General features: G+C 47.3%; 22 protein-coding genes. 16 read left to right on the forward strand and 6 right to left on the reverse strand.

Annotation, left to right across the window (positions count from 1 at the left end; genetic code table 11):
- The first annotated feature begins 36 nt into the window (after positions 1–36).
- Entirely contained in the window at positions 37–597 is a 561-nt protein-coding gene (locus J3P34_RS13080; RefSeq protein WP_210489114.1) for a hypothetical protein, read from the forward strand.
- A gap of 78 nt (positions 598–675) precedes the next feature.
- On the opposite strand, the gene J3P34_RS13085 is transcribed toward J3P34_RS13080, so the two are convergent.
- Complete coding sequence (locus J3P34_RS13085) at positions 676–3,087, reverse strand: alpha-ketoacid dehydrogenase subunit alpha/beta (RefSeq protein WP_210489115.1); 2,412 nt, start codon at positions 3,085–3,087, stop codon at positions 676–678.
- Between the two features lie 185 nt (positions 3,088–3,272).
- On the opposite strand from J3P34_RS13085, the gene J3P34_RS13090 reads away from it, so the two are divergent.
- The 3 genes from J3P34_RS13090 to ald all read left to right on the forward strand — a co-directional run bounded on the left by J3P34_RS13090 (position 3,273) and on the right by ald (position 6,348).
- Positions 3,273–4,064 carry a DUF1573 domain-containing protein gene (locus J3P34_RS13090; RefSeq protein WP_210465097.1) on the forward strand — a complete coding sequence of 264 codons (792 nt, stop codon included), beginning with the start codon at positions 3,273–3,275 and terminating at the stop codon, positions 4,062–4,064.
- 189 nt (positions 4,065–4,253) lie between these two features.
- Positions 4,254–4,550, forward strand: a complete 297-nt coding sequence (locus tag J3P34_RS13095; protein ID WP_210489117.1) for a hypothetical protein — start codon at positions 4,254–4,256, stop codon at positions 4,548–4,550.
- Between the two features lie 682 nt (positions 4,551–5,232).
- Positions 5,233–6,348: an alanine dehydrogenase gene (ald, locus tag J3P34_RS13100; protein WP_210489118.1), complete on the forward strand. Its 1,116-nt coding sequence runs from the start codon at positions 5,233–5,235 to the stop codon at positions 6,346–6,348.
- Between the two features lie 168 nt (positions 6,349–6,516).
- On the opposite strand, the gene J3P34_RS13105 is transcribed toward ald, so the two are convergent.
- The gene (locus J3P34_RS13105) at positions 6,517–6,972 is read right to left on the reverse strand and encodes a type I restriction enzyme HsdR N-terminal domain-containing protein (protein ID WP_210489119.1); all 456 of its coding nucleotides are present in this window, start codon (positions 6,970–6,972) and stop codon (positions 6,517–6,519) included.
- A 75-nt stretch (positions 6,973–7,047) separates the two neighbouring features.
- Here J3P34_RS13105 and J3P34_RS13110 point away from each other — a divergent pair, with 75 nt between their 5' ends.
- Positions 7,048–7,818 carry an AMP nucleosidase gene (locus tag J3P34_RS13110; protein ID WP_210465101.1) on the forward strand — a complete coding sequence of 257 codons (771 nt, stop codon included), beginning with the start codon at positions 7,048–7,050 and terminating at the stop codon, positions 7,816–7,818.
- Positions 7,811–9,463, forward strand: a complete 1,653-nt coding sequence (locus J3P34_RS13115) for an amidohydrolase (RefSeq protein ID WP_210489120.1) — start codon at positions 7,811–7,813, stop codon at positions 9,461–9,463. Before J3P34_RS13110 ends, J3P34_RS13115 begins: the two co-directional genes overlap by 8 nt.
- A 91-nt stretch (positions 9,464–9,554) precedes the next feature.
- Here J3P34_RS13115 and J3P34_RS13120 read toward each other — a convergent pair whose 3' ends face one another.
- A complete protein-coding gene (locus tag J3P34_RS13120) occupies positions 9,555–10,868 on the reverse strand; it encodes an MFS transporter (RefSeq protein WP_246853698.1) in 1,314 nt (437 codons plus the stop codon).
- Positions 10,869–11,017: 149 nt separating this feature from the next.
- Between J3P34_RS13120 and J3P34_RS13125 the strand changes: the two genes are divergently transcribed.
- The 4 genes from J3P34_RS13125 (at position 11,018) to J3P34_RS13140 (ending at position 16,564) form a co-directional block, all read left to right on the forward strand.
- A complete protein-coding gene (locus J3P34_RS13125) occupies positions 11,018–11,602 on the forward strand; it encodes an RNA polymerase sigma-70 factor (RefSeq protein ID WP_210489121.1) in 585 nt (194 codons plus the stop codon).
- Positions 11,603–11,700: 98 nt separating this feature from the next.
- Positions 11,701–12,774: a FecR family protein gene (locus J3P34_RS13130; protein WP_210489122.1), complete on the forward strand. Its 1,074-nt coding sequence runs from the start codon at positions 11,701–11,703 to the stop codon at positions 12,772–12,774.
- Positions 12,755–13,540, forward strand: a complete 786-nt coding sequence (locus J3P34_RS13135; RefSeq protein WP_282597083.1) for a head GIN domain-containing protein — start codon at positions 12,755–12,757, stop codon at positions 13,538–13,540. The genes J3P34_RS13130 and J3P34_RS13135 overlap by 20 nt, the downstream gene beginning before the upstream one ends.
- Positions 13,541–13,972: 432 nt before the next feature.
- Complete coding sequence (locus J3P34_RS13140) at positions 13,973–16,564, forward strand: TonB-dependent receptor (protein ID WP_345890372.1); 2,592 nt, start codon at positions 13,973–13,975, stop codon at positions 16,562–16,564.
- Between the two features lie 15 nt (positions 16,565–16,579).
- Here J3P34_RS13140 and J3P34_RS13145 read toward each other — a convergent pair whose 3' ends face one another.
- A complete protein-coding gene (locus J3P34_RS13145; protein ID WP_210489125.1) occupies positions 16,580–18,061 on the reverse strand; it encodes a hypothetical protein in 1,482 nt (493 codons plus the stop codon).
- 268 nt (positions 18,062–18,329) lie between these two features.
- Here J3P34_RS13145 and J3P34_RS13150 point away from each other — a divergent pair, with 268 nt between their 5' ends.
- The 5 genes from J3P34_RS13150 to J3P34_RS13170 all read left to right on the forward strand — a co-directional run bounded on the left by J3P34_RS13150 (position 18,330) and on the right by J3P34_RS13170 (position 23,279).
- Positions 18,330–18,557, forward strand: a complete 228-nt coding sequence (locus J3P34_RS13150; protein ID WP_210489126.1) for a hypothetical protein — start codon at positions 18,330–18,332, stop codon at positions 18,555–18,557.
- Between the two features lie 306 nt (positions 18,558–18,863).
- The gene (locus J3P34_RS13155; RefSeq protein ID WP_210489127.1) at positions 18,864–20,405 is read left to right on the forward strand and encodes an ABC transporter substrate-binding protein; all 1,542 of its coding nucleotides are present in this window, start codon (positions 18,864–18,866) and stop codon (positions 20,403–20,405) included.
- A 6-nt stretch (positions 20,406–20,411) separates the two neighbouring features.
- The gene (locus tag J3P34_RS13160) at positions 20,412–21,767 is read left to right on the forward strand and encodes an ABC transporter permease (protein WP_210489128.1); all 1,356 of its coding nucleotides are present in this window, start codon (positions 20,412–20,414) and stop codon (positions 21,765–21,767) included.
- A 35-nt stretch (positions 21,768–21,802) separates the two neighbouring features.
- Positions 21,803–22,831 carry an ABC transporter permease gene (locus tag J3P34_RS13165; protein WP_210489129.1) on the forward strand — a complete coding sequence of 343 codons (1,029 nt, stop codon included), beginning with the start codon at positions 21,803–21,805 and terminating at the stop codon, positions 22,829–22,831.
- A 181-nt stretch (positions 22,832–23,012) separates the two neighbouring features.
- On the forward strand, positions 23,013–23,279 hold the full coding sequence (locus J3P34_RS13170; RefSeq protein WP_210489131.1) for a hypothetical protein: 267 nt from the start codon (positions 23,013–23,015) through the stop codon (positions 23,277–23,279).
- 238 nt (positions 23,280–23,517) lie between these two features.
- Here J3P34_RS13170 and J3P34_RS13175 read toward each other — a convergent pair whose 3' ends face one another.
- Both J3P34_RS13175 and J3P34_RS13180 read right to left on the reverse strand, forming a co-directional pair.
- Positions 23,518–23,967, reverse strand: coding sequence for a hypothetical protein (locus J3P34_RS13175; RefSeq protein WP_210465112.1), 450 nt, complete (start codon positions 23,965–23,967; stop codon positions 23,518–23,520).
- Between the two features lie 173 nt (positions 23,968–24,140).
- The gene (locus J3P34_RS13180) at positions 24,141–24,485 is read right to left on the reverse strand and encodes a hypothetical protein (RefSeq protein WP_210465113.1); all 345 of its coding nucleotides are present in this window, start codon (positions 24,483–24,485) and stop codon (positions 24,141–24,143) included.
- 597 nt (positions 24,486–25,082) lie between these two features.
- Between J3P34_RS13180 and J3P34_RS13185 the strand changes: the two genes are divergently transcribed.
- Positions 25,083–26,651, forward strand: a complete 1,569-nt coding sequence (locus J3P34_RS13185) for a glycoside hydrolase family 31 protein (protein ID WP_210489132.1) — start codon at positions 25,083–25,085, stop codon at positions 26,649–26,651.
- The last annotated feature ends 46 nt before the right edge of the window (positions 26,652–26,697 follow it).

Raw genomic sequence — 26,697 nt, forward strand, 5'->3', positions numbered from 1 at the left:
GTTAGGATTTGTACCTTAGGTGCTCATAATTTTACTATGAAAAGACATAGACTCTTCTTAGGCCTGGCCTTTGTACTTGGTTCTCTGGGGTTAACCTCCTGCTATGAAAAGCCGGATTTTGATATGACCCCTAACCTTACCTTCAGAGGAATTGAGCAGCGCACCCTGCGCAACGCCAGCAACGTCACCTATGATTCCCTTATTCTGGTAGTTCGGTTTCAGGACGGCGACGGAGACTTAGGATTATCTGAGACCCTGTACCCCGAAGATATTCAGCCTCCATATAACCCTGGTGGCGAACACTTTTACAACATGATCTGTAACATCTATAAGAAGGTAAACGGGAATTATGAGCGGGTAATGGTGAATGGCAGCCCTATCAATTACAACGGTAGGTTTCCCAGAGTTTCCACTGAGGACCGGGAAGAGCCATTGGAAGGCGATATCCGCTATAGCATTAATATTTTTCAAAGCCGGCTAAGTCCATTGCAACCTGGTGACACCATCAGGTTTGATGTAAAGGTATTTGACCGGGCCCTGCATGAAAGCCCTACCGTAACCACCTCAGATGTGGTTCTGTTTTCAAAACCCCAATAGACCCATACAAGACATTCCTATAAAAGCCAGCGGCCTGCTTCTGAGAAGCAGGCCGCTGGCTTTTATAGGAGATCCATGCTAGTAAAGGGATGGATAGCTCTCGGGATCTGCTTCGTTCATGATGGCGTATACCTGCTCAAACACATCCTCGGCGCTTGGCTTGGAGAAGTAGTCTCCGTCTGTAGAGTATGATGGCCGGTGATCCTGCGCCGACAGCGTAGCCGGTTTAGAATCCAACCAGCGCCAGGCCTCCTGCTCATCAATCACCTTTTGCATCATAAAGCCGGTAGCCCCTCCAGATACGTCCTCGTCGGTGAACAGAACGCGGCTGGTTTTCCGGATGGAGTCGGTGATCAGGTGCTCCAAGTCAAATGGCAGCAAGGTCTGCACATCAATCACCTCCGCGGAAATGCCCACCGTCTGCAGTTGCTCTGCGGCCTCCATTACTACCCGGCACATAGAACCGTAGGTCACAATGGTGATATCGGTACCTTTTCTAAGAACCTCAGGCATACCCAGCGGCACGGTAAACTCCCCTATGTTCGCAGGAATGCGCTCTTTCAGGCGGTAACCGTTCAGGCACTCAACTACCAGCGCCGGCTCATCAGACTTGAGCAACAGGTTGTAGAAACCAGCGGCCTGGGTCATGTTACGGGGTACCAGCACGTGCATGCCGCGCAGACTGTTCAGAATCATACCCATAGGAGACCCTGAGTGCCACACACCTTCCAGGCGGTGGCCGCGGGTACGCACAATCATAGGGGCTTTCTGACCGCCTTTGGTGCGGTACTGCAGACTGGCCACGTCATCGCTCAGGATCTGGATGGCATACAATAGGTAATCCAGGTATTGGATCTCGGTGATGGGGCGAAGTCCTCTTAGAGCAGCGCCAATGCCTTGTCCAGCGATGGTACACTCCCGAATACCGGTATCCGTCACCCGCAGTTCGCCGTATTTGTCCTGCAAACCGGCAAAGGCCTGGTTTACGTCCCCGATCTTTCCTACATCCTCCCCGATGGCGAACAAGCGGGGCTCACGGGCCAATGCGGCGTCAAAGCAGGCTTGCAGTACCTCCCGACCGTCAACTATCGGGCTGTTCTCGGTATATTCAGGTTTGATCTCCTCCACCAGCAAAGCAGACTCGTCTGATTGGCTGTAGAGGTAAGAATTGTAGCGCTCTGCGTTCTCTCCCTGCACAGTTTCCAGCCATTTCACCAGATCTCGCTTGGCAATACCTCTTTCCTTGCGCACAAAGCGAAGGGCTTTACGGGCAGCCTTAATAGCATCAGATCTAAGCGGGTTGATGGTTTTGGCCAGTTCCTCGCGGATGGAAGCTACATCTGAGGCGTTTTCTGAAATACTGCCTGAAAGCTGCTCCAGCAGATGCAGGCATTGGTTATGGTCTTCCTGGATGCCAGCGTTGAAAGAACTCCAGGCGGCAGCCCGGGCCACGCGCACCGCTTCCTTGGCCTCAGCCTCAATCTGGTTCAGTTCAGCATGTTCGGCGTAGCCGCTGGTGATAAGCCAGTTGCGCATCTGCTTGATACAGTCATATTCCTCTTCCCAGGCCAGGCGCTCCTTGGATTTGTAGCGCTCATGCGAGCCTGAGGTAGAGTGACCCTGTGGTTGGGTTACCTCTTCCACGTGGATGAGGACAGGCACGTGCTGCTCACGGCAAACCTGGGTGGCTTGCTGGTACACCTCGCAAAGGGCGGCGTAATCCCAGCCTTTCACCTTGAATATCTCAAATCCCTGCTCTCCTGGGGCCTCGCGCTGGAAGCCGGCCAGAATCTCAGAGATGCTGCTTTTAGTTGTTTGGTAATGGGCAGGCACCGAGATGCCGTAACCGTCATCCCACACCGATACCAGCATGGGTACCTGCAGAACGCCGGCCGCGTTGATGGCCTCAAAGAAAACCCCCTCAGAAGTAGAGGCATTCCCGATAGTCCCGAAGGCGATCTCGTCTCCGTTGTGGGAGAAATCGGTGAACTGGTGCAGTTCAGGGTTTTGTCTGTATAACTTAGAGGCGTAGGCTAATCCTAAAAGGCGAGGCATCTGCGCTCCTGTTGGCGAGATGTCTGCCGAGGAGTTCTTGGAGGTAGTCTGCGGTTTCCATTTGCCTTCGTCGTCCAAAAGGCGGGTGCCGAAGTGGCCCGTCATGCTCCTACCCGCGGTAGAAGGCTCCTGCTCTACGTCTGTATGGGCATAAAGCTGCGCGAAGAATTGCTGAACGGTCAGCTCACCGATAGCGAACATGAACGTTTGGTCCCTATAGTACCCTGAGCGGAAATCGCCGGGGCGGAAAAAACGGGCCATGGCCAATTGCGCCACTTCCTTTCCGTCGCCGAAAATCCCGAATTTGGCTTTACCCATGAACACTTCTTTCCGGCCGGTTAAACTGGCCTGCCGACTCTCGCACGCAATGCGATAGTCTTGCAACATCTCTTCTTTAGTAAGGGAAAGCTGATTAATCCGTTCAACGGTTTGCATGCGTTATCTTATAAGGTCCTATAAGGATTTTTAAAGTCAAAACTACGTAAGATTTACCCCATTTTCAAATGCCATGGCTTTGATTCTGGTCCGGGAATTGATTTTTAGTAGTTATCCGAACTAATTTTTATTATTTTTGTTAGCTCACTTAACGGGCCATAAAACTGATACAATCTTAAAGAATTATGAAAAAAATCTATCTACTGCTCGCTTTTGCCCTGGTGGTACTTACCCAAGGAATGGTTTCGGCCCAGGGAGTGCTTACCTTCGAGAAAGACACCCATGATTTTGGCAATGTTACCGAGGGCGTACAAGCTATCTACGAATTTAAATTTAAGAATACTGGAAATCAGCCGGTAGTAATTTCGCATGTACAGGCTTCCTGCGGATGTACTACCCCAGAATGGCCCAAAGAGGCAATTTTACCAGGCAAAACCGGCGTGGTGAAAGCAGGTTACAACAGCGCTGGCCGTCCTGGTGCTTTCAGCAAAACGTTGACTATTACCTCAAACGGCAATCCAGAGACCCAGTCTCTTTTCATCAAAGGAACCGTAGTTCCTAAAGATGCGGCGCCCGCCCCTGCAGCCCACACCGCTGAGGAAGTGGCCAAATCCCCAAAGATCGACGTGGCCAGCTCCACCTATGATTTCGGGAAATTGGAAAAAGGCCAGAAAGCCACCGCTAAATTCACCATCAAAAACACTGGTAAAACAGACCTGAATGTGACCGGAATTCAGACTGCCTGCAACTGTGTGGCCTTCAAAATGAGCCCTTCTGTAGTAAAAGCAGGACAATCTGCAAAGTTGGAACTTACCTATAGTCCTCAGGTGTTACAGGACAGAATTGAGACAGTAACGCTTGTTTCAAACGACATCACCGGCGCTACGCCTGCCTTTACCCTAAAGGCCAAAGTGGTAGATAGCCTGGCAAAGCAAAGTTCAGTTAAGGTTAACAAGGCGTCAGTGCCTTTTAAATAGTTTTTTCATAGTTTTATTTTGTACTAATGGCAGTAACAGTGTTGCTGCCTTTTTTTATGCCCGTATCAATACTATACAGCCTTTTAGTACTAAAATTCAGCCTTACAGCATAACAATCAGGACAACTGTAGGTCTGCTTTCTGTCCAGAATAACTAATATTATATTCTAGCAAAGAACAGAGTTAAAACATGAGGCAACTATTACCATTGGTTATTTCACTATTTCTTACCTCTCTGGTCACCCAAGCCCAGCAGAAAAAAGCTGCGGCAAAACCTATTGTTGAAGCAGAAGCGCCGGTTAAGCAAACCACCATTAGTGGTATAGGCCCCTTCAAAATAGGGGAAACAAAAGTAACATTTATGCTTACCCTCCAAGACTCTCTGAATCCTGGTGCAAAGATCCCTGTAACGGATCTACAGATTAGACCCATGGAGTTTGAAGGAACCAACATCGCGGAGGTAGTAAACAACCATTTTTTTTCTTAACAAAGCCCACCGGGAATCTACTACCTGCCCCAATTCCCGCGTATTTTACCTTGATCGCCTCTTAATTGGGGATGACGAATACACCGAGATCTTTCTCCATTTTTTCAATGGAAAACTGTTCAGCCTCAAGTGTGAGGCCCCTATTAAACTAGGGGAAAAACTGGCCGCCAAATTTGGACAGCCTATGTCATTCACCACCGTAAAAGACAGGCCATATCCAACACAAAGAGGTCAATAGTTACTGGCACAACCAAACCATTAAGGCAAGGCTATACTCATCCTCTGGTGCAGAATGGGGTGAGCACAGCTTTTTCATCATCAGAGATGAAGCCGTCTATAAAGAATGGAAGATATGCGATGGTGAAAGTTTAGTCAACAGGAAGAAAAGGATAGAAAAGGACCGGAAAGCTATAGAAGAAGGTAAGTTGCTGCAAATACCTACCTATTAATATAATAGTGTTGCCATCTCAACATCAACAAAGAAGCGCATTCCCGCAATAGTCAAATTTGAAAAGTCATAGTTATATCATTTTATCTTAGTTTTACAGCCTTGTTTATAAAATGAGGCTGAAAACTGTCTTGAACCAAACAAACGTTAATTAAAATAGGTCTGGGGTTGCAAATCTCATAGGTGGTTGGTGTATATTTGTGCACTTTTTCACCACCTTATAAAAAATCGCAAATGATTATTGGTCTTCCGAAGGAGATAAAAAACAACGAGAACCGCGTGGCCCTCACCCCCGGTGGCGTGGCGGAATTTATAAAGAACGGACATACTGTGTATGTACAAGCTACTGCCGGTGAAGGCAGTGGTTTCTCAGATGAGGAATATGCCACTGCTGGCGCAAACATCCTTCCAACCATTGAGGAAGTGTACGGCATTGCCGAGATGATTGTGAAAGTGAAAGAGCCTATTGAGCAGGAGTATAACCTTATCAAAGAAGGCCAATTATTGTTCACTTACTTCCACTTTGCTTCTTACGAGCCTCTTACCCACGCCATGATTCAGCGCAAGGCTACCTGTCTGGCGTACGAGACCGTGGAGCTGAAAGACCGTTCTCTTCCTTTGCTGGTGCCTATGAGTGAAGTGGCGGGCCGTATGGCGCCGCAAGAAGGTGCCAAATACCTGGAGAAACCCCTGAAGGGCCGCGGCATCTTGTTGGGTGGCGTACCCGGTGTGAAGCCAGCCAACGTATTGGTTCTTGGTGGTGGTATTGTAGGAACCCAGGCAGCTAAGATCTCTGCCGGTTTCGGAGCCAATGTGACCATCATGGACATCAGCCTGAAACGTCTGCGCGAGCTGGATGATATCATGCCAGCCAACGTGACCACCGTGATGTCTAACCACTACAACATCAAGGAAGCCATTAAAACCGCTGACCTCATCATCGGGGCAGTATTGATCCCCGGCGCGAAAGCCCCTCACCTGATCACCCGCGAGATGCTGAAAGACATGCGTCCGGGTACCGTGTTGGTAGACGTAGCCGTTGACCAGGGAGGTTGCATCGAGACATGTAAGCCTACTACCCACGAGAACCCAACCTTCATCATTGATGACGTGGTGCATTACTGCGTGGCCAACATGCCAGGTGCGGTTCCTTACACTTCTACCCTTGCCCTCACCAACGCTACCCTGCCTTACGCCTTGTTACTGGCTAACAAAGGTTGGAAAGCAGCTTGCCAGGAGCGCGATGAACTGAGACTCGGCTTGAACGTGGTAGACGGTAAAGTAGTGTACCCAGGCGTGGCCGAGGCTTTCGGATTGCCGTTGACAGATGTAGCTGAAGTTTTGGCTTAATCTCCCTTATTCATAAAAAAAGGCCGCCTCTTCTCTGAAGGGGCGGCCTTTTTGTTTGCCCATATTTTTTGAATGTTTTACCCAAAGTAAATCTAAAACAAGAAGGCTATTTACCCCTGTCTATCAACTAAATAAATCAATTGACAACAGGGTTTACAACTAACCTGTTTATAGCCCGATTTCCTGAAAAGAGGGCAAAACCGGAATAGGCGTAATCTGCTTCGTTTCATTGTGCACGTGCCAGCAGTAATGGTCACGGCCGTTGCTGACCATCAGGTAGGGTGCCCCGATGGTTTGGTTATAAACAGCCACTTGCCGTACGGTGGCCTCGGTGATTGGCACGTGCACGGCTTTACATTCCACCAACAATAGCGGCGAGCCTTCGGTAGAGTAGACCCTTAGGTCAGTGCGTTTTTGCAGTGTGTTGTATTTGGTGCCACGCTCCACACTCATCAATGCCAGAGGGTAATTCAGGTGTGCGTGCAACAAATGGATGATGTGCTGCCGTACCCATTCCTCTGGAGTCAGGACCACATATTTGCGCCTAACCTGGTCAAGAATAAAGGTTTTCCCTTCAGAATCCTTAAGTTTGTAAGAATACGCCGGTAAAGAAAGCTGCTCCATAGCCCAAAAGTACAAACCTGAAAGCAGAGCAGTTGTTTCTGCACCGATTTTGTCAAAATAGAACCAAAATAAACTATGAAGACCAAACAGGAGATTGTAGAGAACTGGTTGCCCCGCTACACCGGGCGGCCGCTAAATGAGTTTGGGGAATATATCCTCCTGACCAACTTCCTCAATTACGTGGTCATGTTCGCGGATCAATTCGGGGTGGAGATCAAGGGCTCAGACAAACCTATGCAGACCGCTACCGCCCAGAACATCACCATCATCAACTTCGGGATGGGGAGCGCCATGGCGGCCACGGTAATGGATTTGCTTTCAGCAGTGAAGCCTAAGGCGGCTTTGTTCCTGGGCAAATGCGGGGGCTTGAAAAAAGCCAAACTGGGTGACCTGATTCTACCCATCGCGGCTATCAGGGGGGAGGGAACCTCAGACGATTACCTTCCACCGGAAATCCCGGCCTTGCCTTCTTTCCGTCTCCAGCGGGCCGTATCGTCCATGATCAAAAAGCACGAGATGGATTACTGGACCGGGACTGTCTATACCACCAACCGCCGCGTGTGGGAACATGACGAGGAGTTCAAGGAATACCTGCGGTCCATCCGGGCCTTGGGCGTGGACATGGAAACGGCTACCATATTTGTAGTAGGTTTCATGAACGATATCCCGCACGGCGCCCTCTTGCTGGTATCAGACAACCCCATGACCCCAGACGGCGTGAAAACTGCCGAGAGCGATTTGAGAATCACCGCAGATTTTGTGACCAAACACCTTCAGATAGGGATTGACGCATTGCTGGAGCTTCGCGACTCCGGTGAATCTGTGAAACACCTGCGCTATGAATAGAAAGTGGGGTTATCTAGGACTGTCCGCTATTTTCGGGCTGTCCCTCCTATCTTCCTGTAGCCGGGGCGAAAAAGCAGATTTGCTGGTCTACAATGCCAATGTGTACACCGTGAACGCCGGCTTTGACAAAGCGCAGGCTTTTGCGGTGAAAGACGGGAAAATCCTGGAGGTGGGCACCTCCGATGGCTTGCGCGAAAAGTATAAAGCCGATCAGGAAGTTGATGCGCAGGGCAAACCGGTGTACCCCGGCCTGATTGACGGTCACGCGCATTTTATGGGCTATGCTATAAACCAACGCGATGCCGATTTGGTTGGCACCACCTCCTTCGCCGAAGTTGTGCAGCGACTTCAAAACCATCGCAAAGCTTATCCGCAAGCGGCGTGGTTGACGGGCCGTGGCTGGGACCAGAATGACTGGAAGGTGCAACAGTTCCCCACCAAAGACACCCTGGACGCGCTTTTCCCAGATGTTCCCGTCCTTATTGAACGTGTAGACGGCCATGCCCAATTGGCAAACCAGAAAGCACTTGATCTGGCTGGGATAACTCCGCAAACAACCATGACGGGCGGTAAGGTGGAAGTGGCCAACGGAAAGCTTACTGGTATTTTAATAGACAATGCCGCAAACCAGGTAGCTGCCAAAATCCCTTCGCCTTCCAAAAAGGAGCTCACCCAAATGCTAAAGCAAGCGGAAAAGAACCTTTTTAAAGTAGGTATCACCACCGTGGTGGACGCTGGATTACCCAAAGACGCAGTGGACCTTCTGGACTCCCTGCAGAAAAAAGACGAGCTACGCGTGCGGATTTACGCCATGCTCAGCCCTACGGCGGAGAATAAAGCCCATTTTTTTAAAAACGGGCCTTACACCACAGATAGGCTAACTGTACGATCTTTCAAGGTATACGGAGACGGGGCTTTAGGTTCCAGAGGAGCTTGTTTGCTGCACCCATACAATGACCGGCCAAATGAAACCGGCTTTCTGCTGGAGACGGTGCAGGCCTACAAAGACCTGGCAGCCGAGCTTTATAAGCACAATTTCCAGATGAACACCCACGCCATCGGGGATTCTGCCAACCGGGTTATCCTGCAGATCTACGGAGACAACCTGAAGGGTAAGAATGACCGCCGTTGGCGCATTGAGCACGCCCAGGTAGTGAACCCGGCCGATGTGCCGATGTTTGGCAAGTACAGCATCTTACCGTCGGTGCAGCCTACCCACGCCACTTCAGACATGTACTGGGCAAAGGATCGACTGGGGCTGGACCGGGTGAAACACGCCTATGCTTTCAAAGCGTTGCTGCAGCAGAATAACATCCTGCCGCTGGGTTCGGATTTCCCGGTGGAGCACATCAACCCATTGTTCGGTTTCCACTCGGCCATTGCCCGGCAAGACGCTGAGAACTACCCCACTGGAGGTTTCCAGATGGAGAATGCCTTGAGCCGCGAAGAAGCTTTGAGGGGCACGACCATCTGGGCCGCTTACGCCAACTTTGAGGAAAAGCAGAAAGGCAGCCTGGAGCCCGGCAAGGTAGCCGATTTCGTGATACTTGACCAGGACATCATGACCATCAAACCCGAGGCTATTAGAGGAGTTAAGGTGATCAGCACCTATCTCAACGGTGAAAAGGTCTACGGGCAGAAATAACGTTTTAAAAGTTTTTCCTTAATAACAGGCCAAAAATAAAAAGGGCATCCAAGTAGTTGGATGCCCTTTTTATTTTAAAAGACCTTTTTGTTTAGGCCACCGTGGCCGGTACTGGAGCCAATTTGCGTGTTCTGATGGAAAACAGGATAATGAGCCCCAGCACAAAGAACACCAGCAGCGTGAGGATACTGTTGCGCATAGACCCGAAAATCTGCTCGGTGATGCCAAAAGAGAGTGTTCCCAGCGCAAGGCCTACTTTATCGCAGATATCATAGAAGCTGAAGAACGAGGCGTGGTCCGTGGTCTCGGGTAGGAGCTTGCTGTAGGTGGATCGGGAGAGCGACTGCACCCCGCCCATTACCGCGCCCACCACAAAAGCCAGCACGTAGTACTGATTGCCGGTAGTCACAAAATAAGCCCCGATGGTAATACCCACCCAGACCATAACCGCCCACATCAGGGCCATGGTATTCCCCACCCTTCCAGATAGCCAGGCAAAGAAATAAGCCCCGCCAATGGCCACCGCCTGAATGATGAGCAGCACTGTGATCAAAGCAGTATCCGGCAGGTTCAGCTCTTTGGAGCCAAACAGGGAGGCCACGTACATCACGGTTTGCACGCCCATGTTATAGAAGAAGAAGGCCATCAGGAAACGCTTGAGCAGCGGCAGGTCCTTCAGCATGCTCAATACTTTGCCTAGTTCCCTGAAGCCGTTGAGCAGGTAACCGCCTTCCTTTTCCTTCGGGCTGCGGTTGTTGGGGAGGTAGGCAAAGGAATACTGGGCAAACCCAAACCACCACAAACCGGTCATCAGGAAGGAAATACGGGCGGGAAGACCCTCGTCCTCAATGCCCACCACACCCGGGAAAAGCACCAGCGCCAGGGAAATGATCAAAAGGATCATACTACCTATGTAGCCCAAAGAAAAACCACGGGCGCTCAGCTTGTCAAAGTTCTCCTCGGTGGCGATCTCCGGCAGGTAGGAATTGTAGAAAACGATACTCCCGCTGAACCCTATGGCGGCTACCATGAAAAGCAGCAGCGAGATGGAAAAGGTCTCCTGCGTAAAGAAGAATAAGCCCATACAGGCGGTAGAGCCCATGTAGCAGAAAAAGCGCATGAAATTCTTCTTATTTCCGCCGTAATCCGCAATGGCTGTGAGCAGAGGACTCAAAAAGGCGATGGTGAGAAAGGCCCCGGTCAAGGCGTAGCTGTACAGCACCGAAGCAGAGATCTCCAACCCGAAAAAGCTGACCAGGTCTCCCCTGTTTCCTTTGGTGAGGGCCACATAGTAAATAGGGAAAATGGCAGTGGTAATAACAAGCGAGTAAACGGAATTGGCCCAGTCATAAAAGCACCAGGCTCTCATTACTTTAGGGTCATTTTTCTTTGTGGTTTGCATCATAAAGGCAGAACTGCCGGGGTAAAACTCAGTTTGGGGTTCTAGTTAAGCAAAATACTCAAATATACCGGTATGGTTCTTTGATTTTAAGACGAAAATATAGGATAGCACACAGGTTCTTTTATCTTTGCAGTACACTTAACCTTATGCATATGGGTACACCTCTACTTACCCAAGACCAGGAGTTGCACACCCTGCTCAAAACCAACGAGACGCTTTTCATGGAGACGTTGTTCAAGCAGTACTATACCCTGCTTTGTAGAACGGCTGTGCGTTTCACCAAAGACACCGAGGCAGCCGAGGACTTAGTGCAAGAAGTCTTCTGCAAAATCTGGCAGAACCGCGAGGTACTGGAAATCAGCACCTCCTACAAGGCGTACCTTGTCAGATCGGTTACAAACCAGGCCTTGAACTACATTGAGAAGCAGAAACGGCTGGTCCTGTCTGAGGACACCTCTCCTTTTGAATCTACCCTATCTGCCAACACTACCATGGAACTGCTGGCAGGCACGGAGATGGAGGGGCGCATCCAACAGGCCCTGAACGAATTACCGCCCCAGTGCCGCCTCATCTTTGAAATGAGCCGTTTTGAGGAGCTTACCTACAAAGAAATTGCCGAAACGCTGGATCTTTCCCCTAAAACGGTGGAAAACCAGATGGGAAAAGCCTTACGCATTCTGCGGGAACATCTGCTATTTCTATATATAATCCCTTCATTATTTGCCACTTTAGTGTAGGCAAGCCAAACTTTTACATTAGCTTAAAAATATTATCGTGGAGATAGGGGTATCGCCCCTATTATCTGTCATATAGACACCACGACACTAACACTACCATGACACAAACAAAACCTGATACCCACGAGAACCCGGAATGGGTCTTGATGGCTAAAGCTTTGCGGGGGGAACTGTCAGATCAAGAACAGCTGGAGTTTTCTGCCTGGCTGAACGAGGATGACGCCCACCTGCAACAATGGACCGAAGCCCTGGAAGTCTGGGACGAAGTAGGTACCGAACAGAACAACACCTTCAACCCAGATGCAGAGCTAGCCTGGAACAAACTGAGCGCCAAATTAGACTTCCCCACTGAAACGAAAGTAATCCCGCTCATCCCTCAGGAGACGCACGCCTATGAGGCACCTCAGGAAACCGTAGAGAGACAGCTTTTTCCCTGGAATACCCTGTACAAGTATGCCGCGGCCTTCGTACTGGCTGCTGGATTGGCTTGGATAGGGTATTTGCAGTTTAATACAGACCCGGTGGCCTGGACTCAGGTGGCCACCGCCGAGGGTCAGAGACAACTGATCTATCTGCCAGACAGCAGCCAGGTCACACTTAATGAGAATTCCGTCCTGCGTTACCACACTGCCTTCAATGGCGCTGAGCGCAGGGTTGAACTGGTGGGTGAAGGATTCTTTGAGGTCCGCAAAAACCCTGAACAGCCTTTCATTGTGAAAAGCGGCAATGCCCAGACCAAAGTTTTGGGCACCTCTTTCAATGTTCGGGCAAATAAAAACGAGACCGATGTCTCTGTGGCGGTAGTTACCGGCAAAGTGGCTTTCTCTTCTCTGAAAGACAACAAGCAGGTGTTGCTCACCCCTGGTTACACCGGGCACCTATCTGCCAACGGCCAACTAGACCGAAAACAAACCTTACAATCTTCTTCCAGCACCTGGCGGGCGCTGGTGTTCCAGAACACCTCCATTAAGGCCGTAGCCGACCAATTGGAAGCGTACTTCAAAGTTTCCGTGGAATTTCCTAACCAGAGCCTGCAGGCGTGCACCTTCACCGGCACGTTTGAGAACCCGGAACTGGATGAGATCTTATCGGTTTTGAAAGCCTCCTCAGACCTTAAGGTAAACCAAAACGCTGCCGGTTCCTATACCCTGGATGGCGCAGGTTGCAAGTAATAGCTATCACCTGCCCAGTATTGTGAACTCAACTATTCTTTCAAAAGGAATCTACTCCCTTTGGGTTTGCTTTTACGTCTTCGTTTTTACCTCCTGTGACATTTTGGGCAATGGCCCGTGCCAGAAAGGAACCGGCGAGACGAAAACAGAAGCAAGGGATGTAGCTTCTTTTAAGGCTGTAGACATGCGGATTGGCGGAAACGTGCATGTTTCCGCCGGATCTAAAGTGTCGGTGAGCGTACAAAGTTTCGCCAACCTGCTCCCAGAGATCATGACTGAGGTGGAAGGAAACACCCTGGTCATTAGATCTGAATCCTGCCTTGATTACGCAGACGAAGAAACCAATATATTCATTACCCTGCCGGACATAACAGGGGCGGAGCTTAAAAGCTCTGGGCAGATGCGCATCCAAACGGTGCCTTCTTCTGGTTTGTTGACTATTCATTTAGCAGGGTCGGGCTCCATCAGGTACATTGGAAGTGCAGACCGGATCAATGTCCAGAACTCTGGTTCCGGTATTGTTGATCTGGAAGGCTTTGTCAATAACCTGGAAACCACCCTCACCGGTTCTGGCAGCATACAAGGGTATTTCCTGCATGCAGACACGGCTAAAACCAAAACCACCGGTTCTGGTTTTCAGCAGATCTGGGTAGATAAAACCTTGGATGCCACCATCACCGGAAGCGGAAGTATCTACTACCGGGGCTATCCGCACCTGATTTCCACCTTCACCTCCGGAAGCGGAAAAGTAATCAATGACAACTAAAAAGCGGCTGCCCAAGGCTTTTCCCTGGGCAGCCGCTTTTTTTTCTCCTCTCCTATTCAAATCCTATTCAAATCTCACTTTCAGGTCCGGCAGGTACCTACTTAGGTATTTGCTGCAAAAGACTAATGCTCGTTTTTAGGGTGATTTTTGAAAATCAGGCTCTAAACAGATTTTAGGTAGAGAATGTTTTTCCCTTCTAATCTCAAAAACAGACCATAAACCAATTAAAAGCCAGAAAGAAAGGCAGTTCTTAACTATATTTTAATTATAGTATTTTGTAAATATTCTTGAAATGCAGAAATTAGCGATAAAGTGCATTTCCATTGCAAACCTTCCTGAACTTTCAAAATACTGGCTTTGCTTAGACATCTACCCATATTTCTATGCGCCATATTCCTGATCCTTTCTTCCCCGAGGTCAGTAGCGCAGAATTTGCCGGCGGAGGTCTCCGTTTCATTTAATTACCAGGGTAAACCACTGGACCAGGTGCTTCAGGATCTGCAAAGGCGATATTCCTTGAATTTCTCGTACAGCAACAGCCAACTTGCGCTCAACACCCCTATTACTTGCGCGGCCAATTCCCTTGGTTTAGAAAAAGCGCTGCAGACCTTATGCAGATGTGCCGATCTTTCCTTCCAGATTATAGGAGAGCAGATTGTTTTAAAGCCCAGAAATGCCGTCGCTAGTTCCTCCAGCCCCTTACCAGTTTATACCCAAACCATAAGAGGTACCGTCATTGATGCCGGGTTAAGAACCCCTTTGATTGGGGCAACGGTTATGCTGCTTTCCGTAGAGCCCACAAAGGCAGTGAGTACGGGCATAGATGGCTCCTTTACGCTGGAGAAAATCCCCATAGGAAGGCACTTCCTCAAGGTCACCTATTTGGGTTACAAAGAAGGCGAGATCTCCAACGTGATGGTGGTGTCTGGTAAGGAAACAATCGTGCAGGTACAACTGGAGGAAAGCTTTATTCAGCAGGCCGAGGTGGTAGTGGTGGCAGAACGGGATAAAACGCTGCCCCAGAACCTTCTTATCTCCTCCAGCGTGCACACGCTTAGAACAGAGGAAATCAATCGGTTTGCCGGGTCCCGCCAGGATCCCAGCCGCATGGCGGCAAATTACGCAGGTGTCTCCAGCGCCTCTGACCAACGCAATGACCTTATTGTAAGGGGTAATTCTCCTCTGGGCGTTCTCTGGCGCCTGGAAGGCGTTGAAATCCCTAACCCCAACCACTTCACCTTCACTCCTAACACTGGTGGGGCCTTCAGCATGCTCAATAACAACCTGTTGGCCAACTCAGACTTCCTGACCGGCGCCTTCCCGGCCGAATACGGAAACCGTATAGGGGCTGTCATGGATGTGCGCCTGAGGGAAGGAAACAACAAGAAAGTAGAGAATACCATCCAGGTGGGCCTGAACGGAATGGAGGTTGTCACGGAAGGGCCCTTGGTGAAGAAATGGGGTGGATCTTTTCTGGGAAGTATGCGCCTTTTCACTTTCAGGCCGCTGGAGAAGATTGGCGTAAGCATGGGCTACGAAGGACTTCCCCGGTACCAGGACGGCGCCTTTAAATTCGTGCTGCCTACCCCTAAAGCGGGCAAGTTTACGGCCTGGGGAATTGCGGGCAGTAGCAGCGTCACCATCTATGACATAGACCCAGATACCACCACCTGGGGAAAAGTAAGGTACCGGCTTGAACCTACGCTGTATAACCAGATGTACGCCTTTGGGGTGCATCATACTTATTCCAACATCCCTAAAACAGTAACCGAGCTTATTATTTCAGCCTCTGGAAGCCAGGTGGAGGCCACCAGTATCGCCAATTACCGAAACCGTACCTCCAGGTTGTTTTATTACTTGCGCAACTTTGAGAAACAGCTGATTACCCGGTTTAACGTCACCCATAAACCAAATCACCGGGTTCTTTTCAAAAGCGGCTTAACCTGGCAGAAGATGTATTACAACAACCAAGAGATCATGTACCAGGACCAAAGGGATGTATATGAGATTCCGCTGGATGCCAATGGCGCTGCCTCGCTTTTACAAGCCTATCTCCTATCTAAAATTTCCCTCACCAACCGTCTGGATTTTCAGGCCGGGCTCTACAGCCAAAGGTTTTCTATTGGAGACAGAATATCAGTAGAACCCAGGCTCTCTCTGGATTACTTTATCTCCAATGCTCAAAAGGTTTACCTCTCTGCCGGCTTGCACAGTCAAACCCAACCTTTGGTGTATTATGAATACCGCTTCTTTTCACAGGAAAAGCCCGAATTCAACCAACCCTATAACCAACTGGACTTCACCAGAAGCCGCCAAGTTGTACTTGGCTATAACTACAATATCAATAACAGTTGGCGCTTGAAAGCCGAAACGTACTATCAATACCATTACAAAGTACCGGTTAGTAAGCGAGAAGGGGAAGAAGCTTTCTCCATGCTTAATCTCGGCACCGATTATAGTTTTGTGACAGTTGATAGCGTGGTTAGTACCGGTACAGGCAAAAACTATGGGCTGGAACTAACGGCAGAACGGTTCCTCAAAAAAGGAATCTATGCTTTGGGTAATGTATCCTTTCTCAGGTCTTCCTTTACCGGTGGAGATGGACAAAAAAGACCAACGGCATTCAGTATAGGTTTTATATCTAATTTTTTGATTGGCAAGGAGTTCCATTTAGACCAAGCCAACCGGCACCATTTATCATTAGATCTAAGGGTAAATTATGCCGGCGGAAGAAGATATATTCCCATTGATGAAATCAGAACCAAAAACGAGGAAACCGATAAGATTTACTACGATGTAGCCAATGCCTATCACCCCAGGTTAAGAAGATATTTCAGAACTGATCTAAGGCTATCTTATCAACTAAACACCCATAAAACTACCCATTGGATTTTTGCCGCGGCAGATAACTTAACTAACCGTAAAAACGAACTGTATTACGGTTGGGACCTGGAACAGAATGAAGCCAAAACTTACTACCAATTGGGCATTTACCCCTACCTGGGCTATAGAGTTCAGTTCTGAAATAAAACTGTGTATTTATTTTACATATAAGGCTGACCTCTTAATCCTTTCCAAAATAAATTCCCACAAATGCTCATAGGGAATGATTTCAATCTCGGCATAAGCATCACCAGGCGTGGGTGTTTTTTGCAATTTGTGGTATAAATAATGACCTTTTTTATGGGTTGTAGAATATTCAAAATTTGACCTAACTAACACTGTTAAGAGCTTAAAGAAAATACGGCTACGCTCGCTAAAACTGTCTTTAAAATGGTGTTGGGCATATTTTTTCAAAGAATCTACTCTATACTCCAAGGCTTCAAAATCAACAATTTCAAGGTAGTACATTACCTGAAGAATAAGAATGGCAACGTTGAATCCTTCTTTGTCTTTACTGTAAGATGGTGCGTTTTGCACCAAACTTTTCCATTTTAGAGGGCTTTCTTTCTGAGGGGCAATAAACTGCAAATAGGCTTCCAGCAAGGTCCATCTTTCCTGCGCCAATTTGTTTATCTTCTTTATAAAAGGGTTTTCCTGTACCTGGTGCAGCAACATATGTGCCACCTCATATTTCTTGGCGTGTATGGCTAATAAGGTATAATTCTCCATGTAAGCGAACCAGTTATTGCTGGAAGTGGAGAATAAAGGAAGATAAGTATTGGCCAGAATCAATCCTTCTTCTAATTTCTTGGCTCTTAGGTGGGCGTATACCTGAATAAATTTATTAAATCTTATATCTATTCGGTTAGCTACAAACTTGTACTCCTGAAGCACCTTTTCTGACATGTTAGTTACCAGAACAATTTTGTCAAAATCACCGGTTAATTCATGCGACCAGATAGATAGCCGGTAATAGTTATGAAATGTCTCAAAAGTAAGGGCTTGCTGCCATAACGATAACATTTTATCCAGGACTTCATCAATTTTTTTCAGGTAATTTTTTCTTGCTACTACAGAGTTGCTTAGCTCAATATTAGCTTGCAAAAAAAGCAATTCAGACTCCTGGTCAGCAGTCACTTTAGGAGCTAACTCATTCAGTTGTTTAAGGGCTTTATAAAAGAATGTTTTCTCTTTTAAGTTAACACAAGACTGGAGAATAAGTCTTAAGCAAATTGAAGAAATATAATTAAAATCGTATTCTACTGTTTTAGCCAATACCTGCTTTAAAAGCGGAAGGGCAATATCGTTACCTCCAGCATCCATCAACACCCTTGCCTGATAAAACTTAGCTAAACAATTCTGCTCTACAGAATGAGAAGCCGGCAATCCCTCTCTCCTATCATCCATGAGAAAAAGCTGATTCATTAACTTTTTTCTCAATCTTGATTTAATCATTTTCAAGCCATCTCTCTCATCATTATTTCCGTAAAGTATAGCTTTTGCTGATTCCTCATCTGTAATATTGCCTTTCACCACTTCCAGATAAAGTCGCTTCTCTTTGGAATTGTTCGTAAAAATCTGAGGAGAAATACCTCCTCTCTTTTCTATTATGCGTATAATTTTTTTCAGTTCCTCCATCTACTTAATTCAAGTGAATCTTATGATTATTAAAACCCTATTTTTTGAATAATTGCAATCTATCTATAAATTGTAAAATATATTTTGCTTTGAATCTTAAGGTTCTTTTAAGATCAAATAAGCTAAATACATTTATATTAAAAAGAATTTCTATATTTTTTTATATTTTTTATACTTTTTTTAATAGTTAAGTAGAGGTTTATTGTTTCCTTTATTTCCGGAGTGTCTTCAGCCTACATTTGTTTTATACTTTAATCCTAAAAACGTCATGGTAGAATTACTTATCGCTCTGCTCTTACAACTCTCAGTTTTAACAGGAAACAATCCTGCGGAAAAAAAAGAAGAAGATAGCAACAAAACCAATTCCACAACCTCTACAACCACCTCTACTTATACTACCCAGACAACCACCAGTACTACAACTACAGGAGGTACTGGCACAGGTTCAGGGGAAACCGGTTATGGCGGATCCGGAACTTGGGATACCAGAGACTAAGTACTTTTTTACAGATATAAAAGATAGATTAGCCTCTATCTTTATGAGTTCAGTCATTGGGCTAAGGCTATTTGAGGCAAGTTTTGTAATATTGAGCGTGGCGTATGCCTGTACTTCTTGCTCTATATGAAAAAATACTGCGCAAAGAGCCTTAGCTTACTTTTTTTATGGCTTTCAGCTTGCTCTTCTCCCTCCAAGGAACCAACCATAATAGTAAGGTTTGCCCAAGACCCTGAGTCATTGCACCCGTTAAGTTATGGCAATGCCCCTGCGCTTCAGATTCTCAATTATATCTACCAAAGTCTATTGACAGTTGATTTAGGGAACAACTCCATTCAACCGCTTTTGGCTGCAGACCTGCCCAGCATTAGGCGGGAAGACTCCCTTTCTTACTTTACGTTTACCATTAGGCCAGAAGCGAAGTGGGACAATGGCTCTCCGGTGACGGCACAGGACGTGGCGTTTTCCCTTAAGATGCTGCACAGCCCCTTATTAGACAATGAGCGTTGGCGGGGTCAATATGATTTTATCAAAGACATTCAATTCTCAAAAAACAGCCCTAAAAGGTTCACCCTTATCTGCTCAGGGTATACCCCTGAGATGAAATTGATGACGGGGGACTTTTTTGTGCTTCCAGCGCATCAGTATGACCCGAAAGGAATATTGGCTTCTGTTCCCTATCAGTTGATCAGGCAAAAATTTGACTCTCTCTCTAATACGGCCACCTTTAAAGCCTTTGCCTCTACCATAAACCAGCCCGGTATGGCTAGGGATACAGCCCTGGTAAAAGGAAGTGGTCCATATATGCTCAAAAAATGGAGCACGGGCCAGTCTCTGGTCTTAGAAAAAAAGAAAGCCTGGTGGGGAAACAAGGCAATAGCTCAGGCTCCTGTGCTGAGAGCAAATCCCTCCCGCATCCTGTTTCAGGTTTTACCAGATAACGCTGCAGCCTTGCTGGCTTTGAAGTCTCAGGCCCTGGATGTCATGGACAATATCCCATTGGTCACCTTTCAGGAAATGAAACGGGAAGAAAAATACCAGCAGGTTTACAACTTCTATTCCCCTACCTCCTTTGATTTTGTTTATATGGGGGTAAACGGGCATAATCCCAAGCTGGAAAATCGATTGACCAGGCAAGCTTTAGCCCATTTGCTGAATGTTCCTCAGATTATCTCATCTGTACAGGGTGGCCTGGCTACACCAACCGTGGGCTTGGTGCACCCCCAGGAAAAAAACTTCTATAACGCCGAGCTGCCTCTGGTCAAGTATGACCAGGAGAAAGCCAGGGCTCTGTTGCATGCGGCCGGCTGGCAGCAAACCTCCTCTGGGTGGCAGCAAAAAATCAATGGTAGGCCACAAACCCTTACATTAGAGTTACTGTATAGGGCCGGAAACTCTGACTTTGAAAACATGAGTTTGCTTTTCCAGCAGAATGCTAAGTCTCTAGGGATACCAGTTACGCTCCAAGCCTTGGAAAGCAGCCAAATAAGCGAGAGGCTGGAGAGCAATAAGTTTGATGTTTATTTCAGGACTTTGGTGGGAACCCCGTTCTCCTACAACCTTATTCCTATACTGCACACCTCCAACGCCAAGGAGGGCGGCGCCAACGTAACCGGATTCGGGAACGCTGAAACCGACCGGCTTCTAGAAAAGATTGCCGTGGAAGAACACACGGCAGAGAAAGCACTTTTACTTAAATCGCTGCAAAAAGCCATGCAGGAGGAAAGCAACCTTATCCCGCTTTACTTCCAGCAAAATAAAATTGCGGTGTCAAAAAAATTAGATTCTGTCATCATCTCTGGCTTGAAACCAGGTTATGATCTGACCAAAGCTACCTTCAAGAAATAAAAAGGGATGGCATTGCGGAATGTAGCTTTTCAGGTTCTGAAATTTGCCTTTTCGCTGTGGCTTACCGCCTCTATTGTGTTCATGATGGCTCGTTTGCTGCCGGCCGGCCATGGGCCCAAAGGAATGAATGAAATTGACCAGGCCACCTATGGTGCTGCGGATGCCGCTTCCCGAAGCAGCCTTAGAGCAGACTACCAAAGGAGAACTGGCCTGGACAAGCCACTCTTTTACTTTAAAGTAAAACTCCAGGGCCAGAGGTTAGCGGATCAGTTAAAACCCTCCGCCGCCGACCAGCCTTGGGTCAACAAAGCAGTTTTAAGGCACGGCCTCCCGGAGGCCTCCATATTCTACCACGTTTGGCAACAATGGCTACCCCAAGCACCTGAGCAAAAGAGCCCCCTGTTAAAAAAGTTACTCTACTGGACTTCTCTTGATGCCTCTCTTGACCGCAAATCCCTGGAAAAAGAAATAGCCAGGTTATTACGATCATTACCAGAGGCAAACGCACGGCCGCTACTCACCGCGTGGCAAAACCTGGTTGCCCAACGGGCCCCCTTACATTATTATCTTCCAACCCTGGAATGGCAAGGCCGAGACAACATCTACCACCATTGGCTAACCCAACTTCTGCATGGCAACCTTGGTTCTTCTACCCAGGACTATGAACTGGTCACTACCAAAATAAAGGAAGGCGTTGCCGTTACCATTGCTTTAGGAATGGTAGGGTTTACCGCTGCGCTTTTAGTTTCTTTCTTTGCCGGTCTTTACTTCACCCAAAATCCGGTTAGCACCTTCACTTTTCTATTAAGACAATTTTTGTTTGTCCTTGACAGTATCCCTGCCTTTCTCATTGCCCTCTCTTTGTTAGGGGTATTTTTGCTGATGGGCGGTTCTGTTTATCCTTCTTTGGAAACTGATGGTAACAATGGATTATGGGCTTCCATGGCTTCCCCTTCTATCTTGCTGGGGAGCCTTTGCGTGTCACTGCTGATCATACCGCACTTAACGCTGCAGTTCCACCGGAGCCTGGCCTCCCAAACATCTGCCCTGTACCAACGCACCGCCCTGGCAAAAGGGCTTACTTTTCAAAAAACGCTCTTAAAACATCTTTTACCCAATGCCCTGCTTCCTAGCATTACCTTATTGAGCGAAGTAATCATTGGTCTCATGGCTGGTATTCTAGTGGTGGAAATAACGTTTTCATTACCTGGTATTGGCAGCCTGTTAACGCAATCCATTCTTACCCCAGATTACCCGGTACTGGTAGGGCTAACCCTCACACTATTAACCTTCCGGCTGTTGGTAGTAGGACTTACTGAGTTGGTGTACGGGTGGGTGGACCCAAGAATGAGAAACAACTAAGGGGCATCATGGGGAGATCTAAAACAAATAGCCCAATGTCTCTGGCGGAAAAGGCATCCTTAACCTGGTTGTTGATTTTCACGGTAGCGGCCCTTCTTTCCCAGATTCTGGTTTTGCGGGGTGAGCAGGTGGTGGCCATACCAGAGCAAGCCTACCTCCCACCTTTCACCACGGTTGAACATCTCCTGGGCACCGACGGATTAGGAAGGGACGTTTTGTTTTACTTGTTTCTTAGTTGCCGTACGGCCTGGCTATTAGCCATTCCACCCTTAGTCGTTGCCTCTTTGATTGGAGTCGCCTTGGGAACTATAGCCGCTATAGCAGGAAATCACGGCTGGAGAATACCTTTGGTAAGGTTCTTTGCCTTGGTTTTACTTTTAACGGTTTACGGCATCTTGTATCCTGTCATACATTTTTGGCCTGTTTTTGCAGAATCAGCGCTCATCCGGTGGGTTTATTACGGCAGCAGTTTTCCTTGGCTCTACCTTCTGTTGACCAAAGAAGGCTCCCCAGTAAAACCCGGGAATAGGAGATTTATCACATTGGCTGTGGATGATTGGCTACAGAAGATCATCAATATATGGTCGGCGCTACCGAAGTTGCTTTTACTGTTGCTGCTTACGGCTTTCACCCCTTTTTCTTTGGGCACCCTGATGGGTTGGATCTGTGCAACCTATTGGATTCTACCGGCCCGCATTGCCAGGGCCAGCGTTCTACAGCTGAAAAAAGATTCTTACTATGAATCAGCCCAGGCATTGGGCATACCTTTCTACCGGGTTTTTACCCATTACCTTTTGCCTTCCTTAAAAGGACCCATTTTAACAAACTTCTGCTTTGCTGCTTCGGGATTGCTGGGGGTTGGTTCAACTTTGGCGTACCTGGGAATTGGCATTCCGGCGGATGTACCTTCCTGGGGTAAAATGCTAGCTAACGCACGCTTCTCCATTGAAGCTTGGTGGCTTTTAGCTTTCCCGGCCACTTTTCTCCTCGCCAGTATCTTTAGCCTTCAGGTTTTAGGCAACAAAATAACTGTCCACAGCAGGCACAAATCTGTTACAAAATAGAGGTTTTACGCCGAAATTTTCCTATCATTTTCGCTCCAACAGGGTATTATTAACAATAAACCTACTAATGACATTGTTTTGTCCTGTTTCATAGACTATACTTTATAGTTATAGAATCTGCAATAGTTTCCTGTTTCCGCAGCATGAGACCCTCTATCATTGTACCATATTAAAAGAGCAAATGAAGATGGACATCTTAGGGTTAGGGAGTAAAAACAGTTCTCAGAACCAGGTAAGCCTGCAAATAAGCTTACAGGCTTCTAAGAAGCCCGGTGGGCAGACCAGCCAAACTGTTTTTAGCAAAACCTCAATCTCTGCCTCTTCCTCTGCAAAAAATATAATGGAATTCTCTACCACTACCTTGTCTGAAGGCTTTGTTCTGGACGGATTCTTTTTAGGAACCTTTGAATTTGATTCCCTTACAGGACACCCTGGAATACGCTATTAGTTTTTGAGTTGTCTTCCGTAGCCCCCCATGCGGAAGTTAGTTTCTTGTTTCAGTTTTTTTGTTGTTTGTCTGTTTGCCTGCCGACTTGTCACCGGCAGGCATTTTTTTGCCTAACCCCTCCAAAAGGCACAGATCAACAACCAGAACCTTCTGCTTTTCCCTTCCCTCATTTTAGTAATTGGCAGTTTATAGCTTCTTTGCGAAAAACAAGCCCTAAACTTCGCTCAGGGATTTAATCTCAAACTGCACCATCCGGATAAATCCAGAAAAGGGCACTTGTGTAATCAGTGAACACTTCGTGCTCAATGACGCCTTTTGACTCATATTGCTCTTTACCCTGATCAGTGAACTCTGTGTTCGCTACCAAAGCTGGGTAGTAGTCTGCGCAAACCACACCCAGTTTCAGGATAGAGGATTTAGAGGCTTCGGTGGTCCATTCGGTAATCACCCATTCTTTTTCCTCGGGACTGATGATATAAAGCTGCAAATCATCAATGATCCAGTTCTTGATCTGGTACTGGTTTGTTAACTCAAGCCCCTTCCAGAAGCCTACTTTTCGCTCTTCCAATGAAATCTGGCGCTTCCATTCCAATACAAGTAAGGACCGCGATTCAAAAAGGAGAATGGACACAAAGTCATTGTCAAAGGCCGGTGGTGGAATCTCCTTAAAAGGTAATTTGTCTATCATTGCCTAATTGTTTGAGATTTGGACAAACGCTATTGCTGTTTTTGGGGGATCAGAAGGGGCTTTCAGTTATAGCCTATTAGCAGGTTATTTACCCTAGTTTACTAAAAACGCCCCTAAAACCAAAAACGCAGCAGGGTATGAAAGTGAGAATGAAACTATACAATTCATGCTAGCTAGACCTGGCATGGCAATTCTAATTGGGATAGCAGCCTGAGAAACACTTTACGGGTGTCATGAAAAGCCTTCAGGTATGAATACGTATCCTGCTTAGGGGAAGAAGTTATGGAGCAAGCCTCGTACTGCAGAAGGTCTACTTGCCAGGAAGCTTCCTGAAGAAACGCTTGGTCCAGGTTGAATCCTTCCAGATGGGTCAGCAAGAATCGAAAACTGAGCGCCAACAGAATAACCCCTTCAACGGAGTCTCCCCGGCTAAACTCCTCCCTCCTGAAGCCAGCCTGCAGTTTCAGGATTATGATGTGCTGGTATGTAAACGGACCGTCCTGCATAATTCTACCCACAATTGAATTTTTCTAACTTCCTGCATTTTAAGCAAAGCAGAAAACAAGAAGGAGATAAAACGCTGGGCGAAAGCAAATGGCCGTTGAATCTAAGGATACTCTGGCCGAACAAATAGGCTTCACCTCTCTCCTTTGTCCGTTTACAAGAAAGGTAGCGGCACCTGGCTTAACCGTTTCATTCTTGCTTGACCAGAGGCTAGGTCACATCTGTTTAATTTTCCGCCCAATTGTATCATTTCCTTAATGCAGACACTTTATTTGTGATTGTATTCTATCAACAATGTCTATATAAATGGCTCGCTTAAATTTTAACCCTGTTTTTAGCGTGAGTTGGCGGCTCCTTTATAAGGGCAAATTGTTTACGTCTATCGAATTCATTTAAACAGACAATCTAATCCATTAGAGAAGCATCTAGGAAATTGTATATTGGCTTCAAGTATTTAGGGCAATCTTTATAAAAGTGTTTGTTCTTGCTCAAACAAAGTCAAAAAGGCAATTGATGATGAAGTGCTGTTGAAGAAGCCCTTGGGTTTTACTCAAGCATCATCATCGGCTATAAACCCATTACAACAATTGATTTCATAACGGCTTCACACCATGAAAATACTTTGTCTGGTTTTAGGGCTCTTTTTAGCAATATCGGCGTATTCTCAAGACAATACCGAGATCAAATTCCAGAAAGGGGAAGCATGGTACGTAGGCATAATTGACAAAGGCCATTTGATGCCCCTGATTAAAGGCTTCGGCTTTGACATGGTGAAAGCCAACACGTATAATCAACTTCAACCACTTTTTATCTCCAGCAAGGGACGCTACCTTTTCACCGAGGAACCTGTGGCCTTTGTGGTGAATGATAATGGTATTGAGATTGAAGGAAGAGGCAATCTTATAGTGCAGACCGCGGGCAAAACACTGAAAGAAGCTTATAGAGAGGTGGCTTCCAAACACTTTTCCTTCAAAGGCCAGGTAGCTCATCCAGATTTGTTCCGAAACCCCCAGTATAACACCTGGATAGAACTGACCTACAATCAAAACCAAAAGGATGTGCTGGGTTATGCCCAATCCATGCTTAAGAACGGCATGCCACCCGGAGTTATCATGATTGATGATACCTGGCAGCATGACTATGGGGTATGGGAGTTTGACGCGAATAAGTTTCCTGACCCAAAAGCCATGATGGATACCCTCCATAGCCTGGGGTTCAAGGTGATGCTTTGGGTTTGCCCGTTTGTGAGCCCAGACTCCCGTGAATACCGGCAATTAATCCAGACAGGTGGCTTGCTATTGAATAGCGAGGGCACAAAACCTATGATGGTGGATTGGTGGAACGGCATAAGCGCCGTCATAGACCTGAGCCACCCAAACGGGGCCAAGTGGTTCAAAGGCAGATTAGATTACCTGCAAAACAAGTATGGCGTGGATGGCTTTAAGTTCGATGCTGGTGATATCCGGTTTTACAACGATGGGAAATCATACGGCAACATTTCTCCGCACCAACAGAGCATGCTGTTTAATAAGCTGGGGATAGATTACCCGCTGAACGAGTACAGGGCGGCCTGGAAAGTTGGCGGCGAACCGCTGGCGCAACGCCTGGCAGACAAAGCCCACAACTGGGAGGATTTACAGAAATTGATTCCCCAGATTACACTGCAGGGGCTAATGGGTTACCCTTTCTCCTGCCCAGATATGATTGGCGGCGGGGAGTTCGGTTCCTTTCTGGACTTAAAGCAAATTGACCAGGAGCTCATCGTCAGGTCTGCCCAGTGCCATGCCTTTATGCCCATGATGCAGTTCTCTGTAAACCCATTCCGGATACTGGACCAAAAGCACGTGAAGGCGGTGAAAGAGGCCGTTGTTCTACGCCAGAAATTTGTGCCTATCATTATGGAGTTGGTAAAATCAGCCGCTCAAAAGGGTGAGCCAGTGGTACGCATGATGGAGTACGAATTCCCAAACCAAGGCTTTGAGAAGATCAATGATCAGTTTATGTTAGGAAATACCTATTTGATTGCCCCTATCCTGACCAAAGGTGCAGCCTCACGCAAGATAGCCTTACCCCAAGGCCAATGGCAAGACCAGCACGGCAAAATATGGAAAGGAAATATAACCATAGACTACCCTGCCGATCTGGAAACCATCCCCTATTTCACCCGGGTAAAAAGCTAAGGAGATCCTTCTGGCTTTGCATACTTCTTATGGACTATCGCTATGA

Source organism: Rufibacter aurantiacus (assembly GCF_017916345.1).
Classification (GTDB): Bacteria; Bacteroidota; Bacteroidia; order Cytophagales; family Hymenobacteraceae; genus Nibribacter; species Nibribacter roseolus.